Raw genomic sequence first — 15,529 nt, forward strand, 5'->3', positions numbered from 1 at the left:
TAGCACGGATGACACGGATATTCCACCCTGATAATTTAACGCCCGGCACTTGCCGCGATGGTGGCGCTAATGAAATGACTGGAGGAATGTGATTGTGACGTGTACACTGAGGAACCGCTGGAACCGACGCAATTGCGCTTGGATTTCCGCTCATCCGTGCCATCCGTGTCATCCGTGGTCAAAAAACTCTTCTTATAAGACAATTCGAACGATTTCGACCTTTGGGTGGGCCGAGAAATTGACGAGGAACGCAAGTTTCATCCCGGTTGCTTTCAAGTAGTTCATAACTTGGGCGCGGTGCTTGCTCGTGAGCGCTTCCACAGCCTTCAACTCTACGACGATTTTGTCGTAAATAAGGAGATCGGGTTTGAATGTCTGATCCAAATCTTCGCCTTTATACGTAAGCCTGAGTTCTACCTGGGCCACGAAAGGAATTCCCTGCATCCGGAGTTCCTTTTCCAAACACTCCTGATAGACCGATTCAACAAATCCCGATCCCTTTTCGTTGTGTACTTCATAGCATGCGCCCCGAATGGCGTAACTTTCGGCCTCATAGATTAGGTCGCCCATTGCATTGCCTCCTTCCTTTTATAATCAAAGCTCCTTGCGCTGCTTAACGAAGTAACGGTAACAGTGATGGGTTGGAGATGGCAAGCAACGGCGAATGTGTGAATGCGGATGTAGATGTGATGCGGTCCGAACTCTGCTATTTGGCGCAGGCCGAATGCGCCTGCGAATTCTCCTGCTGGAAGTGCGCTTACAATCTTGTTTATAGAAGAGGTGAAAGCATGATACGAACATTCTGTTTACTTGTTGGCCTATGCGTGATTCCTGCATATCAGGCAATCCCAAACACCTGGCCCCAATTTCGCGGCCCGGACGCGCGGGGCGTGCTCGATGGCGCGAACCTCCCCGACACCTGGTCCGCGGCGGAAAACGTGGCCTGGCAGGCCGACATCCCCGGGCGCGGCTGGTCGTCTCCCGTGGTTTCGGGCGGCCTCGTCTTTCTCACCTCCGTCGTAAGCCAGAGCGCGGTGGAGGAGCCGAAGAAAGGCCTCTATTTCGGCGGAGACCGGCCCGACGCCCCCGATGTCGTGCACCAGTGGAAGGTCTACGCGCTCGACCTCGCCACCGGCGCCCTCCGCTGGGAGCGCCAGGTCCACGAGGGCAAGCCCGGGACGCCGCGCCACCTCAAAAACAGCTACGCCTCCGAGACGCCCGTAACCGATGGCGAGCGGCTCTACGTCTACTTTGGCAACCTGGGCGTCTACTGCTTCGACTTCGAAGGCAACGCGGTTTGGGAAAAGGCCATGCCCCCGGTCAAAACGCAGTACAACTGGGGCACCGCCGCGTCGCCCGTGCTGCACGACGGACGTCTCTACATCCAGAACGACAACGAGGATGCGTCCTACCTCCTCGCGCTCGATGCGAAAACCGGCGCCGAAGCCTGGCGCGTGGCCCGCGAGGAAGGCAGCAACTGGTCCACCCCCTACATCTGGACCAACAGCCAGCGCACCGAACTCGTGACCCTCGGCAGCGACGCCGTCCGGTCCTACGATCTCGCAGGCGAGTTGCTCTGGTCGCTCCGCGGAATGTCCTCCATCACCATCGCCACGCCCTACGCCGAAGGTGATCTACTCTACTTCAGCTCCGGCTACGTGGGCGATCGCAAGGCCCGCCCGATTTACGCGGTCCGCGCCGGCGCCTCGGGCGATATCTCGCTGGCGGAAGGCGAAACGGCCAACGAGTGGATCGCCTGGAGCCAGCCCATGGCCGCGCCCTACAACCCGACCACCCTCGTCTACCAGGGACGGCTCTATGTCCTGTACGACCGGGGGCTCGTCAGCTGCTACGACGCCAAAACCGGCGCGCCGCTCTACGAAGGCGAAAAACTGCCGCGCGGCTCCGGCTACACGACCTCGCCCTGGGCCGCCGACGGCAAGATCTTCTGCCTCAGCGAAGATGGCGTCACCCACGTGCTCCAGGCCGGCGATCAGTTCACGTTGTTGCATTCCAACCCGCTCCAGGACGACGATATGGGCATGGCGACCCCCGCGCTCCTCCCCGGGCGGCTGCTCCTGCGCACCTCTGCCCGCCTCTACGCCATCGGCGGCTGATCACCTGGAATCAGACACCCCTGTCCGCAGCAAATGTAGGATAGCCGTCCCGGCTGTCCACCGCGCCGAAGGCGCGCCAGTATCCCGGAGATTCTCGTCCGCGGCAAAGCGACCCAGAGTCTCCCGAAGACCCGGGGACAACCTTCGCCACATCGGAGAAAAAATTTTCGGCGGCAGGGAAGAAACCGGCCGCTTCAAGGAACTAACTCTCATGAATGTCCCGAAAGCGGGGCGTCAAGGCTGCGGGTTCCAATACCGCCCCGGCGGGCGGCGTAAGGAGACTAAGATGTTGGCAGGCTTAGGGTTAACGGAAAAGGTGCTCATTCGTGGTGTGTCGCTCGGCGCCGTCGTGGCGCTGGCCTTCGCTTTCGGAGCCACGGCCCAGCCACAGCGGCCCGGCGGGGTCTCGCCTGAGGTCCGGGCCAAGGTGGACGCGGCCCAGGCCGCGACGGTCGCCGCGGATCTGAAATTGGATGCCGAGAAGTCCGCCAAACTGGCCGAAGTGTACGCCGCGTTCCAGAAGGAAATGGCGGCGGCCCCGCGTCCCGAGGGCGGCGCCCGGGGCGACTGGGAAGCCATTCGCAAGATGCAGGAAGAGCGGCAGGCGAAACTGAGCGAGTCCCTCGCCGGCGTGCTGGACGAGGCGCAGGCGAAGTCCGCCGCGTCGGTGTTGGCGGGCAATACCCGGGGCTGGGACCAGATGGTCGCCGTGCTGCTGAGCTTCGAACTGGATGAAGCGAAGTCGGCGGAGGCCCTGGGGCACACGCTGGCCTACGTGAAGGCCGGCGCGAAAGCGCGCGACGAGGCTGCGGCGGGCGGTGGCATGGAGGCGGTGCGCGAGGCCATGGCGGCGGCGCGCAAGACCCTGGACGATAGCCTGGCGCCGCTCCTCAATGACGAGCAGAAGGCCAAGTGGGCCGATGCCACGCAACGGGGTCCGCGCGGTGCGGGTGGCGGTGCTCCCGGCGAACGCGGCGAACGCGGCGACCGTCCGGGACGCGGCGATCGGCCCGATCGCGGCGGGAACTGAGGTTCGGACACTCCCGAGCCCGGATAGTGGCGTAATTCATCCCTCCCCGGCGTGGCCGGGGAGGGCGAACAACGATGAGGTAGTTGCGAAGTGAAATCCACTCTGAGTCAGGGAACGGGCCGGCGAAAGGCCGGCATCGCCATCGCTGCGGGCGTGGCCGTGCTGTTGTTCATAATCCTCGTGGGGCGCCGCGATACCGCCGAGGGCTCCATCCGGAAGGCCGAGTACTTCACGGTGCGCGAGGGCCCGCTGACCATCAGCGTGACGCAATCCGGCACGATCAAGGCCAAGGACCAGATCATTCTAAAGAATGAAGTGGAGGGCCAGGCCCAGATCATCTTCCTCATCGAAGAGGGCACGATTGTGGAGGAAGGCGATTTGCTGGTCGAGCTCGATGCGAGCCAGCTCGTGGACAGCCGCGTGGATCAGCAGATCCGGGTTCAGAACACCGAAGCAACCTACATCAGCGAGCGCGAAAACCTGGAGGTCGTCAAGAATCAGGCGGAGAGCGATGTGACCGCCGCGGAACTCGCCTACCAGTTCGCGCGGGAAGACGAGAAGAAATACGTTGAAGGCGACTATCCGATGCTGGTGAAGGAGGCGGAGGCCAAAATCGCCTTGAGCCTCTCGGAGCAGAGCCAGACCAAGGAGCAGTTGCTCGGTTCGCAGCGCCTCCTGGACGAAGGCTTCCTCACATCCATCGAGTTTGACAGGCACAAGCAGCAGGCCGAACGGGCCGAACTCGAACTCGAGCTCGCGCAGTCGTCCATGGCGCTGCTGAAAGATTATACGTACACCCGGAAGATGACCGAACTGAGGAGTGCGACCGAAGAGGCCGAGCGCGCCCTGCAGCGCGCCAGGCTGCGCGCGAACTCCGACGTCGTTCAGGCCGAGGCCCGTCTCCGGGCGAGCGAGTCCGAGTTCGAGCGGCAGAAGGAGCGCCTCACCAAGCTCGACGAGCAGATCAAAAAGGCGCGGATCTACGCGCCCTCCGCCGGCCTCGTCATTCACGCGACCACCGCCGATGGCGGCGGATGGCGGAGCCGCACCGAGCCGCTCGACGAGGGCCAGATGGTCCGCGAGCGCCAGGAGCTCATCTACCTGCCAACGGCCGACGAAATGACCGCCGAAGTCCGCGTGCACGAGTCGAACCTGAACAAGATCAAGGTCGGCATGGGCGTGCGGATCAAAATCGACGCCCTGCCGGAACAGACCTTCACCGGGCACGTTACGCGTATTGCCCCGTTGCCGGACGCGCAAAGCTCCTTCATGAATCCCGATCTGAAGGTCTACACCACCCAGATAGAGATTGCAGGCTCCAACCCCAATCTCCGCACCGGCATGACCTGCGAGGCGGAGATCATGGTGGCGCATTTCGACAACACCGTCCACGTACCCGTCCAGTCCGTCTTTCTCGTACGGGGAAAGCCCACGGCCTTCGTCAGCAGGCCGGGCGGCGCCTACGATCAGCGCGAGGTTGAAGTCGGCCTCGACAACAACCGCATGCTGCAAATCGCGTCGGGCCTCAAGCCGGGCGAGAACGTGCTCATGACCCCGCCGCTGGACATCGCCGCCGTGGCGCTCGAAACCGACGCCGCCGCATCGGGCGATGGCGTCGGCTTCATCGGAGCCCGGGAGGTCGCCTCCCCCAACGCCAACGGCGGGCAGCGCGGTCGAAATGCGGAGAACGCGGGTGGAGCCGGTGGAGACATTGTGCCGCCGGCCGCCGCCGGTGGCGCCGGCGAGGAGGGCCGTGGAAGTGGCGGCGAAAACGCCGAGCGCGGTCCAGGCGGCCGCGGCGCCGGCGGGCCCGATTTTGCGAATATGTCGGAAGAGGAGCGCGCGGCCATGCGGGAGCGCTTCCAGAACATGTCGGAAGAAGAGCGCGCGGCCATGCGCGAGGAACGCATGCGCAACATGACTCCGGAAGAGCGCGCCCAGTGGGAGCAGCGCCGGCAGCAACGAGGTAATCGTGACGGCCAATCCCAGTAGTGCTGCCAGCCTCGCCACGCTCGACACCCCGTTGGACTCCATAATTACGCTGGACGCCGTGCACAAGCACTACGTCATGGGTAACAACGTCGTAAAGGCGCTGGATGGCGTCGATCTGCATTTCGAGCGCGGCGGGTTCTACGCCATCATGGGTTCGAGCGGAAGCGGGAAGAGCACCATGCTCAACCTGATCGGATGCCTGGACCGCCCGACTTCCGGAACCTACACCCTGGAAAACCGGAATATCAGCACACTCGACGACAACGAGCTCAGCGATCTGCGGCTGAAGTATATCGGCTTCATCTTCCAGAGCTTCAACCTCATCCCGCAGCTTACCGTTCGCGAGAATATTGAGTTGCCGCTCTTCTACCAGCAGATCGCGCCCGAGGAACGCGCGCGGCGCGCCGAAGTGCTCGCCGCGGACGTGGGCCTGGCCGACCGGCTGGGCCACCGGCCAACCGAACTCAGCGGCGGCCAGATGCAGCGCGTGGCCATTGCCCGCGCCCTGGCGAACAACCCCTCGCTGTTGCTGGCCGACGAACCCACCGGCAACCTGGACTCGAAGACCGGCGCCCAGGTGATGGAGATTCTCGAAGGCCTCTACGAGGCCGGCAAGACCCTGATTATGGTGACCCACGAACCCGAAATCGCCGCGCATGCGCGCACCATCGTGCACATGAAGGATGGCAACATCGAGCGTATTGAATCGGGGCGGTCATGACGAAGCTCTACCTGATTCAAAACATCGTGCTTGGCGTTAAGAACCTGCTCCTGCACAAGCTGCGATCCTTTCTCACCATGCTCGGCATGGTGTTCGGCGTCGCCAGCGTCATCGCCATGCTCTCCATTGGCGAGGGCGCTTCCGCCAAGGCCATGGAGGATATCCGAAAGCTCGGGAGCACGAATATCATCGTCAATTCAATCAAGCCCATCGAGGAGGCCGAAAGCAGCCAGTCCCAGCGAAGTTCGCGAAGCGCAAGCATCTACGGCCTCCAATACAGCGATGTGGAGCGGGTAAAGCGAACCTTTGACGCGGTGACCGCCGTCGTTCCCGTGAAGTCGCTCCGGAAGGAAGGCCGCCTCCACGATCGCTCCATGGAGCTGCGGCTCGTGGGCACCTCCCCGCAGTGGTTTGACCTCGTCCAGCGGCGCCTCATCGCGGGCCGCAGCATGACCCCGCGGGACGAGGCGGACTTCGCCAACGTGGCCGTCCTCACCGAGTACGGCGCGCGGCGCCTCCTCGCCACGAAGAACACCATCGGGCAATCCCTGCGGCTCGGCGGCGAATACTTTGAAGTGATCGGGATCGTCGAAAGCGAGGGCGCCGCTTCCGGCGACATCCAGTCGCTCGACGAGAACGTGGACGCCTATATCCCCATTTCCGTGGCCAAGTCCCGCTTCGGCGATATGGTCACCGTCATGACCACGGGCAGCTTTCAGCGCGAGGTCGTCGAACTGCATCAGATGATCGTATCGGTGCGGTCCAACGAGGAAGTCGAAGGCACGGCCAAGGCGCTCGAAACCATGCTCGAGCGCTTCCACACCAAGAAAGACTTCTCCATGAGCGTGCCGCTCACGCTACTCCGCCAGGCGGAAGCCACGAAGCGCACCTTCAACATCGTGCTCGGCTCCATCGCCGCCATCAGCCTGCTCGTCGGCGGGATAGGCATCATGAACATCATGCTCGCCTCCGTCACCGAGCGTACCCGGGAAATCGGCGTCCGCCGCGCCATCGGAGCCCGGCGCGCCCAGATTATCCTCCAGTTCCTCATCGAAACCGTCGTGCTTTCCGTGGCCGGCGGGCTTATCGGAATCGTAATTGGATTCGCCATCCCCATGGGCGTCACCTACTTCGCCGACATGCCCACCATCGTAACCATGAGCAGCCTCGTCCTCTCCGCGGGCATCAGCGTGGCTATCGGAATCGTCTTCGGCCTGTATCCGGCCATTCGGGCCGCAAACCTTGACCCAATCACGGCGCTGCGCCATGAATAATCGTTTCTGTTCCGCCTCAAGGAGTCACGCGTTGTTGCCTTTCGGTCTCCTCCGGTGCCTTTCGGCATCGCTTGCCACCACCCTGCTCGTCACCGGCTGCGCCACCAGCCACTACCGCGAGGCCGCGGACAAGGAGTCCTACGGCATACTCGCGCAAAAATCCGCCCAGGTCCCCGGGATGGAGCCCGAGTTCACCCTCGAAAAAGAGGCCGGCTGGGACCCGATCCAGGGCCTGCCCCTGCTGGAAACGCCCGGCCGCCCCTATGCTCCCGAAACCGGCGGCGAGATAGGCTACCACGTGCTCTCGCTCGAAAAGGCGCTCGAAATCGCGGTGCGGAACAGCCGCGCCTACCAGCAGGAGAAGGAAATCCTTTACCTGTCCGCCCTCTCGCTCACACTCGACCGGCATCGCTTCGGACCGCGTTTCTCCGCGACCGCCAGCGGCGATTATGCGCGCGAGACCACCGTGACCCGCGCGCCGTCCGATCTGACCGAGCACGTCGCCAGCGCCCGCAATATCGTTTCGGGAATCGACGCGCTCACGGGCACTTCCGCCGACCTGCTGGCCGCGTACGCAAACCTCGTCGAGGGCGCGGGGGCCGTAACCGGAGCCGACGCCGCGCAGCGCGTCATCGATCATGAGCGGAGCGTCTCCGGAAACACCCGCATCGGCATGAGCCAATTGCTCACCGGCGGCGGCCTCTTTGCCGTCTCGCTGACCTCCAACTTCCTCCGTTTCCTCACCGGCGATCCCGCCACGGCGACGGCCTCAACGCTCGCGGCCAGCTTCTCCCAGCCCCTCCTCGCCGGGCGGGGCGCGAAGATCGCCGCCGAAACCCTCACCCAGGCCGAGCGCGACGTACTCTACCGGCTCCGCGAATACACCCGCTTCCGCAAGGTCTTCATCGTGCGGACGGTCAACAGCTATTACGCCGTGCTGGAACGGAAGGATGTCGCCCGAAACAACTGGCAGAGCTACCAGAGCTTCCTGACCAGCGTGAAGCGCGAGGCCGCCCACGCGCGCGAAGGCCGCGCCACCCAGGCCGATCTCGGCCGTCTCGAACAGGCCTCTCTCGACAACCGCAACCGCTGGGTCTCCTCGGTGCAGGCCTACCAGGAAGCGCTCGACCAGTTCAAGATAGATCTGGGGCTTCCGACCGATATCCAGCTCGTGCTCGACGATGGCGAATTGAGCGCCCTGGTCGAACGCGGCGTCGTTCACCCGGACATCTCCGCCGAGGACGCCATTGAGGTCGCTCTGGTCTCCCGGCTCGACTACCTCAACGCGCGCGACCGCGTGGACGATTCCGGGCGCCGGGTAAAGGTCGCCGCGGACGCGCTCAAGCCCGGGCTCGACCTCATCCTCGCCGCGAATGTGGATACCATCGGCCAGGACAACTTCCAGCGCCTCGATTTCCGGAACCTGGACTGGTCCGCCGGCCTGGACCTGGACCTGCCCCTCGATCGGAAGGCCGAAAGGAATAACCTGCGCGCCGTCCTGATCGACCAGGAGCGGAGTATTCGCTCGTACACCCTCGCCGAGGACAACGTAAAACTTGACGTGCGCTCCGGCTGGCGTACCCTCGAGCGCGCCCGCCTGAATTACGAAATCGCCCTGAACAGTGTAGAATTGAATAAACGGCGCGTGCGCGAGCAGGAAGTGCTGGCCGATGTCGGCCGCGGAACCGCCATCAACCTGGTGGACGCCCAGAACGACCTCACCAGCGCCCAGAATGGCTTGACCAACGCGCTCGTCGCCCATACCATCGCGCGCCTTGAATTCCTGCGCGACATGGGCATCCTGTATATCAAGGAAAACGGAAACTGGGAAGAAGTCTACGAGGAGTCCGGATCCGCTGAACCCGCCGCCGCGCCGGTCGCGGAATAGCGCGGCGCGCACCGGTTCCGCGGTCGCTCCCGCAAGGGCGGTTGGTTGAAGGACGAATCGAAACTCGTACGGCAGGCTGCCGGCGGCGATGCCGGAGCGCTCGGCGAACTGTTCCGGCGCTACGGCGCCGACGTGCTCCGTCTGGCCCGCTCCATGGGCCACCGGGGCGGCGAGGCGGAGGACCTCATGCAGGACACGTTTTTGGCAGCGATGGAAGGGATCGGGCGCTTCCAGCACCGCTCCTCGTTCAAAACCTGGCTCCTCGCAATCCTGTTCCGGCAGTCAAGCCGGCGCTACCGCTACCAGGCTGTCCGGGCCGAGGAATCGCTCGGACATGCCCCGGATGGCGCCGGAAACGGCGGGCCCCGGCTGTCCGTTGTCCCCCGGCCCGAATACCGGCTGGATGTGGAGGCCATGCTCGACAGCCTCTCTCCGGACCATCGCGCGGTCCTGGTGCTGCGCGAACTGGAGGGCTATTCCTACGATGAAATTGCCTCGGCCCTCGGCATTCCGCGCGGCACCGTCGAGTCGCGCCTCTTCCGCGCGCGCGCGCAGTTGCGCGAAGGCTTTAAAGAATACAGCACCCGGGACGCCCGCCACGCACGCGCGCGGCGGAACCCGGTGGAGACCGGCCATGACTAGCCAGACCTGTACCTCAAGCGATTCCATACTGGCCCAGCGCTACTACGACGGCGAACTGGGCGCCGGCGAAGCCGCGCGCTTCGAAGCCCACCTCGCGGGCTGCGCCTCCTGCCGGGAGCGCATGGCCCTTTGGGCGGACATGGGGCGGGCGCTGCGCGAGGCCTATCCGGGAGGCGAAGTGCTCCCGAATCCGGATAGCTGGGTGCGCGCCGTTCGCGATCGCCAGTTGCAGACCTCGCGCCGCGTCACCTGGGGCCTGCTCGCCGCCGCCTCCATGCTTCTCGTCGCCTCCCTCTCCTTTGCGGGGTACACCCGCGCCGGCAGCGGCGGGTATCCCGCCTCGCCAGCCCGCTGGGAGTCCTATGTCGTGGCCGCCCCCGTCATAGACGATGAATTCCCCGAAACGGATTCCAGAACGCTGCTGGCCATACATATCCAGCAGCCGGCGGAGAATCGAAATGACTAAACTCAAAGTACTGGCCGCCGTCGCCCTCGTGATGGCCTACATCGCCGGCATCGCCACCGGATGGGCCGGCTCCACCCTCGCCGGCGAGAAGCCCGGCCCGGCCCGCGATCGGGGCTCCTGGTTGAGCCACGCCCTCGAACTGAGCGACAGCCAGAAAGCCCAGCTCGAAGCCATCTGGTCCCGCGAAGCCGAAAACGCCGCCGAAGAAGACTCCCGCGCCCGCGTTCGCGCACTCTACGAAGAACGCAACCAGGCCGTGCGCGAAATGCTCACCCCGGAGCAGCAGGCCGCCTACGACGGGATTCACCAATCCGTCGAAGAGCAAAAAGACGCCATCGCGGCGGAGCGGCGCGCCCGGCACGAGGCCGCGGTAAGCAAGACCATGGACATTTTGACGCCCGAGCAGCAGGAAAAGTACAAGAAGATCATCGAGGACTTCGAAAAACGTTCGCCACGCCGCGATCGCGGGCCCGGCGGCTGGAATTCCGGCGGGAAATAGCCGCGCCCCGCCGCAAGCGGGCAATCGAAGTATAAAGCGAAACCACGGGGCCCCGGGCGTCCAGCCCGGCGGCCCTGTTAACCTTTGTCCCGCACCGGGCGTTCTTCCGGTGACAATGGACGTGGAAGGAACCGATTGAAGTCCCTGGACGACAAGGCCCTCGCGCTCGCGTTTCAGGCGGGGGAGGAGGCGGCATTCGACGAAATTGTGACCCGCTTTCAGGGGCGCGTCTACGCCGTCGCCTACCGTGTGCTCGGCAATCGGGAAGACGCCCTCGACGTGGCCCAGGAGGTATTCCTCAAGGTACACCGCAAAATCGGATCATGGCAGCCCACCGGCGGCTTCCTGCCCTGGGTGCTGCGGATGGCCACCAACCACAGCATCGACCAGTTGCGCCGCCGCAAGCGCTATCCGGAGCAGCCGCTCGACGAGGCCTTTACCCCCGCGTCCGAAGGCGCCGCCGTGGAGCCGGTCTCCATGAATACCAGCACCGAGGTGCGCGCCCGCGAAATTGAAGACCGGGTCCGGAAGGCGCTGCCCGTCCTGTCGCCCGCACAGCGCGAGGTCTTCCTTCTGCGCCACTACGAAGGGCTGCAACTCGCGGAAATCGCCGATAGCATGGGATGCACCGTCGGAAGCGTCAAAGTACACTTGTTTCGGGCGTTAAAGAAACTTCAGACCGAATTGAAAGACCTGTACGAGAAAAACGACAACAATCAGCCGTGAAACCGCGCGGGAGAACGCGGCGCAGTAAGGCGCTTTTTCCCAGTTTCAGACCAGTTCCTAAGACGGAAGGAATCCGTGATGTTTGGTTGCCGGAAGTATCAAGGCATGATCGCCGCTTCGCTCTATGAGCCGCTTTCCGTGGACGAGCAGCGACAACTCAGTGCCCATCTGGGCGCCTGTCCCGCCTGCGCGGAAGCCTCCCGTAGCCTTGGGAGCCTGGTGCGCGCGCTTCCCGACGCCGCGCCGCCCTTCACGGGCGACCTGCTGCCCGCACTGCAAAGTGAGCGGCCCACCGTGCGCGATCACCGCCCTTTCTCGACGCTTAAACCTGTTATTGCATATACAGCTCTTTTTGTGTTGGCTTGTGTTGTTTTTGCGTTTGCCCGGCTCAACAATTCCCAACCGGATCTACCCCCGGTCGCTGCGGTCAACCCGCCGATACAAACGATTGACGCCGCCTACCGGGAAGCTGCCGCCGGCGATGTCGAAGTCGCGCTCGCGATGCTTGAGGAGGCCCGTGAAGCCGCCGCCACGCCGACCGAGGCGGGCGCCCTGCTCCTGGCCGCCGCGAATATAGAATACGGCTATATGCGCCGGTATGCGATTGCTTACGATAAATACAAATCGGTTTTTGACAACTATGGCGAAGCCTGGGCCCAGTCCGAGGGAGCCGTAAAAGATCGTTTCGACCTCCTCACCGAGGCGCGGGATCAGGCCTTCGAACCCCTCTACCAGGTGGACAGCGCGCGCCTGCAGGGCGAGGCCGGCATTCCCGTCCTCGAAGACCTGATGGCCCGCTATCCCGGCCGCGCCGTCGCCCGGGAAGCGCTGGGCGCCATGCTGGCCCTCGTCGATGGCGAAGGCGTCACCGGGCTCGAAGCCGTGAAAGTCCGCTGCACCAACCCCGTGGCCCTTGCCCAGGTCGATGTGCACCTCGGCGAGCGTTACTGCGCCGATCGCCTGAATCCGGAGCGCGGTCGCGCCCTGCTTATGCAGGTCGCGGGCGGAGGCCACGAGGTGCCCGCAAGAATGGCGCGCGACGTCCTCGCCCGGCTGGACAACCCGAATGCGGCATCCGCGGACCAATAGGCTCGTTCTCTGGCCGACATAGGCCTCCCGCGCCGCCGCCTTCATCCATCTTGTTGCCCCACCAGCGCCTGTGCTAGCATCCACGCAGGGGTGAATTTTGCCCCCAAGTGGCGCAATCACAACACCTTGGAGCAGGTCATTGGCCGGGCTGAAGGCATTCGAGAAGCAGTTCATCCGCGATAGCGTCGTGGATGAAGAGCGCCTGCGCCAGGCGAAGGCCGCCGGCGTACCCTTCTCCGGCGACGCCATCATCCAGCTCGGCTTCGCGGACGCCGAGTCGGTCTACCAATCCCTCGCCCGCTTCTGCGAATTGCGCTACGTCCCGCTCGGCGATCTCGGCGTGGGGGAGGCGGTGCTCCGCAAAGTGCCCGCCCGCCTGGCCACGCACTACCGCTGCGTGCCCGTGGAAGAGCGCGACGGGACGCTCGTCGTCGCCATCAGCGATCCCCTCAATGCCCACCGCCTGGACGAAATCCGCGCCGCCCTGAAGCAGCGCGTGGAAGCCGTGGTCGCGACGCCGGACGCCATTCAGCAGGCGATCAAGCAGTACTACGGCGTCGGGGCCGGCACCGTTGAGCGCATTCTCGACCGGCCGGGCGCCGCGCCGCTCGAAACCCGCCGCCAGGAGACCGCCACGCTCGACGGCGACAACACCGACGCGTCAATCATCACCTTCGTCAACGAGTTGATCCTCGAAGCGGTCAAGGCGGGCGCAACGGATATCCACATCGAACCCTTCGAGGCCGAATTGCGCGTACGCTTCCGGATCGACGGCATCCTGCACGCCACGCCCGTCCCCGCGCGCATCCAGGGGTTCCACGCCGCCATCGTCTCGCGCGTGAAGATCATGGCGAACTTGAACATTGCCGAGAAGCGACTCCCGCAGGACGGAAAAATCCTGGCAACTTTCGGCCACGATTCCTACGACCTGCGCGTCAGCATCCTGCCGACCCCGCACGGGGAAACCGTGAATCTGCGGGTGCTCGCGCGCGCGAACGCCTTCCTCACCTTGCCGGAACTGGGCTTTCGCGAGGAAGATCTGGCGCAGTTCAATCGCTTTATCGGGCGCCCAAACGGCATCCTGCTGGTGACCGGCCCCACGGGAAGCGGGAAGACCACCACGCTCTACGCCGCGCTGAGCAAGCTCAACGACCTGCAGCGGAAAATTATCACCATCGAGGACCCGGTCGAGTACCAAATCCCGGGGATCACGCAGATGCAGGTGCACGCGCAAATCGGCTTCGACTTCGCCCGGGGGCTCCGGTCGGTACTCCGCCACGATCCCGATATCCTCCTGGTGGGCGAGATCCGGGACTACGAAACGGCCGAGATGGCGGTCCGGTCCAGCCTGACGGGCCACCTCGTGCTGAGCACGTTGCATACAAACGATTCTGCCGGCGCCGTCACCCGCCTGCTGGACATGGGCGTCGAGCCGTTTTTGATCGCCAGCACCATGATCGCCGCCATCGCCCAGCGCCTGCTCCGGAACAATTGCCCGGAATGCAGCCGCCCGGCCGACCACGACCCCGCCCTGCTGGCCGCGGAATTCGGCGACATCGCCGGGGAACTGGCGGGCGCTTCGTTCCGCGCGGGGGCAGGCTGTCCCGCCTGCCGCAACACCGGCTACAGAGGGCGCGCCGCCATCTACGAAATGCTGCCCTTCACCCCGGAGATTAAGGCCCTGACCGTCGAACGCGCGACCTCGCAGGTGATCAAGGAAACCGCCCGAAAGCAGGGCCTGCGCACCCTCCGCCGCGCGGGCTGGCTCCGCGCGAAGGAAGGCGCCACCACCGTGGAGGAAGTGCTGCGCGTGACAGCCGATGCCGACGTGTTGCCAGACCCCGAGATCGGCGATGCCCCAGTTTCGCTATGAGGTCAAGAAAGGGCCCGACGAAAAGCTGAGCGGCGTGCTGGAGGCCGAATCGCAGCGGGCCGCCGTGGCGCGCCTGCGCGAACAGGGCTACTTTCCCCTGGTGGTGGAACCCGCCGAACCAAACGGAGAGGGGCGCGGCGGGCTGGCCCGGAAGGTCTTGCGCCGAATCCGCCTGCAAGACCGCAACACCTTCTTCCGGCAACTCGCCAATCTCACCGAATCCGGCATGATGCTCACCCGCGCATTGCGCATGATCGAGAAGCAATCCGAAAACCCCGGCCTCGCGCGTGTGGCCGGCGAAATCCGCGAGTCTGTCCAGCAGGGCGGCGCCCTGGCCGACGCGCTCGCCGCCCATCATCGCCTTTTCCCGCCGCTCTACGTCAATCTCGTCCGCGCCGGCGAAACCGGCGGCATGCTCGACGAGGTGCTGTGGCGCATCGTCGCATTTGGCGAGCGCGAGGAAGAGCTGCGCGGCAAGGCCGTTTCCGCGCTCGTCTACCCCGTGTTTCTCGCCATCATGAGCGCCATATCCGTCTTCATTCTCGTCTCGTTCGTGTTTCCCAAGTTCACCGGCATTTTCGAAGAGTTCAACGCGCCGCTCCCCTGGCCGACCATCGTCGTCATGGCGATCTGCGACTTCATGGGAACCTGGTGGCCCGCCGTGCTCGCGGGCCTGATCGCCGGCGCCTGGGGGCTTCTGCACTGGCTGCGCACCGAATCCGGACAGCGCCGGCGCGACACCCTGCTCCTGCGCCTGCCCGTCGTCCGCCGTCTCGTCATCACCTACGAGATGGCCCGCTTCGCCCGCACCTTCGGCGCCCTCCTCGACAACGGCGTCCCCATCCTCACGACCCTCGAAATCGCCGGGGACACGCTCGGAAACCGGATTGTACGGGACGAAGTCCGACGCGTGCACACCGGCGTCAAGGCCGGCGGCTCCATCAGCGAGTCCCTGGAGGCCTGCCCGCATTTCCCGCCGCTCGTGGTGAACATGTTCGCCGTCGGCGAGGAAAGCGGACGCCTCGGCGCCGTCGCCAACCGCGTCGCCGCCGCCTGCGACATCGAAGTCGAGCGCGCCGTAAAAGCGGTCACCGCCCTTTTCGAGCCCCTCCTCATCGTCGTCATGGGCGTCATCATCGGATTCCTGGTAATCGCGATGCTCCTGCCCATGCTTACGCTCAGCTCGGCGATCGGCGTGTGAGCGGCGCCGGT

The 15,529-nt window shown here is 64.5% G+C and carries 14 protein-coding genes; 13 read left to right on the forward strand and 1 reads right to left on the reverse strand.

Going from position 1 to position 15,529, the window contains the following annotated elements:
- Nucleotides 1-192 precede the first annotated feature (192 nt).
- Nucleotides 193-570: a GxxExxY protein gene (locus KF886_06535; GenBank protein MBX3176995.1), complete on the reverse strand. Its 378-nt coding sequence runs from the start codon at nt 568-570 to the stop codon at nt 193-195.
- A gap of 218 nt (nt 571-788) precedes the next feature.
- Here KF886_06535 and KF886_06540 point away from each other — a divergent pair, with 218 nt between their 5' ends.
- The 13 genes from KF886_06540 to KF886_06600 all read left to right on the forward strand — a co-directional run bounded on the left by KF886_06540 (nt 789) and on the right by KF886_06600 (nt 15,518).
- The gene (locus tag KF886_06540) at nt 789-2,117 is read left to right on the forward strand and encodes a PQQ-binding-like beta-propeller repeat protein (GenBank protein ID MBX3176996.1); all 1,329 of its coding nucleotides are present in this window, start codon (nt 789-791) and stop codon (nt 2,115-2,117) included.
- Nucleotides 2,118-2,403: 286 nt separating this feature from the next.
- Nucleotides 2,404-3,147: a hypothetical protein gene (locus KF886_06545; GenBank protein ID MBX3176997.1), complete on the forward strand. Its 744-nt coding sequence runs from the start codon at nt 2,404-2,406 to the stop codon at nt 3,145-3,147.
- A 90-nt stretch (nt 3,148-3,237) separates the two neighbouring features.
- Nucleotides 3,238-5,139: an HlyD family efflux transporter periplasmic adaptor subunit gene (locus KF886_06550; GenBank protein ID MBX3176998.1), complete on the forward strand. Its 1,902-nt coding sequence runs from the start codon at nt 3,238-3,240 to the stop codon at nt 5,137-5,139.
- A gap of 40 nt (nt 5,140-5,179) precedes the next feature.
- Entirely contained in the window at nt 5,180-5,860 is a 681-nt protein-coding gene (locus KF886_06555) for an ABC transporter ATP-binding protein (GenBank protein ID MBX3176999.1), read from the forward strand.
- A gap of 77 nt (nt 5,861-5,937) precedes the next feature.
- Nucleotides 5,938-7,134 carry an ABC transporter permease gene (locus KF886_06560; protein MBX3177000.1) on the forward strand — a complete coding sequence of 399 codons (1,197 nt, stop codon included), beginning with the start codon at nt 5,938-5,940 and terminating at the stop codon, nt 7,132-7,134.
- 31 nt (nt 7,135-7,165) lie between these two features.
- Entirely contained in the window at nt 7,166-9,022 is a 1,857-nt protein-coding gene (locus KF886_06565) for a TolC family protein (protein MBX3177001.1), read from the forward strand.
- 45 nt (nt 9,023-9,067) lie between these two features.
- Entirely contained in the window at nt 9,068-9,664 is a 597-nt protein-coding gene (locus KF886_06570; GenBank protein ID MBX3177002.1) for an RNA polymerase sigma factor, read from the forward strand.
- A complete protein-coding gene (locus KF886_06575) occupies nt 9,657-10,130 on the forward strand; it encodes a zf-HC2 domain-containing protein (GenBank protein MBX3177003.1) in 474 nt (157 codons plus the stop codon). The genes KF886_06570 and KF886_06575 overlap by 8 nt, the downstream gene beginning before the upstream one ends.
- The gene (locus KF886_06580) at nt 10,123-10,629 is read left to right on the forward strand and encodes a Spy/CpxP family protein refolding chaperone (protein ID MBX3177004.1); all 507 of its coding nucleotides are present in this window, start codon (nt 10,123-10,125) and stop codon (nt 10,627-10,629) included. Before KF886_06575 ends, KF886_06580 begins: the two co-directional genes overlap by 8 nt.
- A gap of 135 nt (nt 10,630-10,764) precedes the next feature.
- Complete coding sequence (locus tag KF886_06585) at nt 10,765-11,355, forward strand: sigma-70 family RNA polymerase sigma factor (protein ID MBX3177005.1); 591 nt, start codon at nt 10,765-10,767, stop codon at nt 11,353-11,355.
- 78 nt (nt 11,356-11,433) lie between these two features.
- Complete coding sequence (locus KF886_06590) at nt 11,434-12,444, forward strand: zf-HC2 domain-containing protein (protein ID MBX3177006.1); 1,011 nt, start codon at nt 11,434-11,436, stop codon at nt 12,442-12,444.
- Between the two features lie 139 nt (nt 12,445-12,583).
- Nucleotides 12,584-14,317, forward strand: coding sequence for a type II/IV secretion system protein (locus KF886_06595; GenBank protein MBX3177007.1), 1,734 nt, complete (start codon nt 12,584-12,586; stop codon nt 14,315-14,317).
- A complete protein-coding gene (locus KF886_06600; GenBank protein MBX3177008.1) occupies nt 14,298-15,518 on the forward strand; it encodes a type II secretion system F family protein in 1,221 nt (406 codons plus the stop codon). The genes KF886_06595 and KF886_06600 overlap by 20 nt, the downstream gene beginning before the upstream one ends.
- Nucleotides 15,519-15,529 lie beyond the last annotated feature (11 nt).

It is taken from the genome of Candidatus Hydrogenedentota bacterium, from assembly GCA_019637335.1.
Lineage (GTDB): Bacteria > Hydrogenedentota > Hydrogenedentia > Hydrogenedentales > JAEUWI01 > JAEUWI01.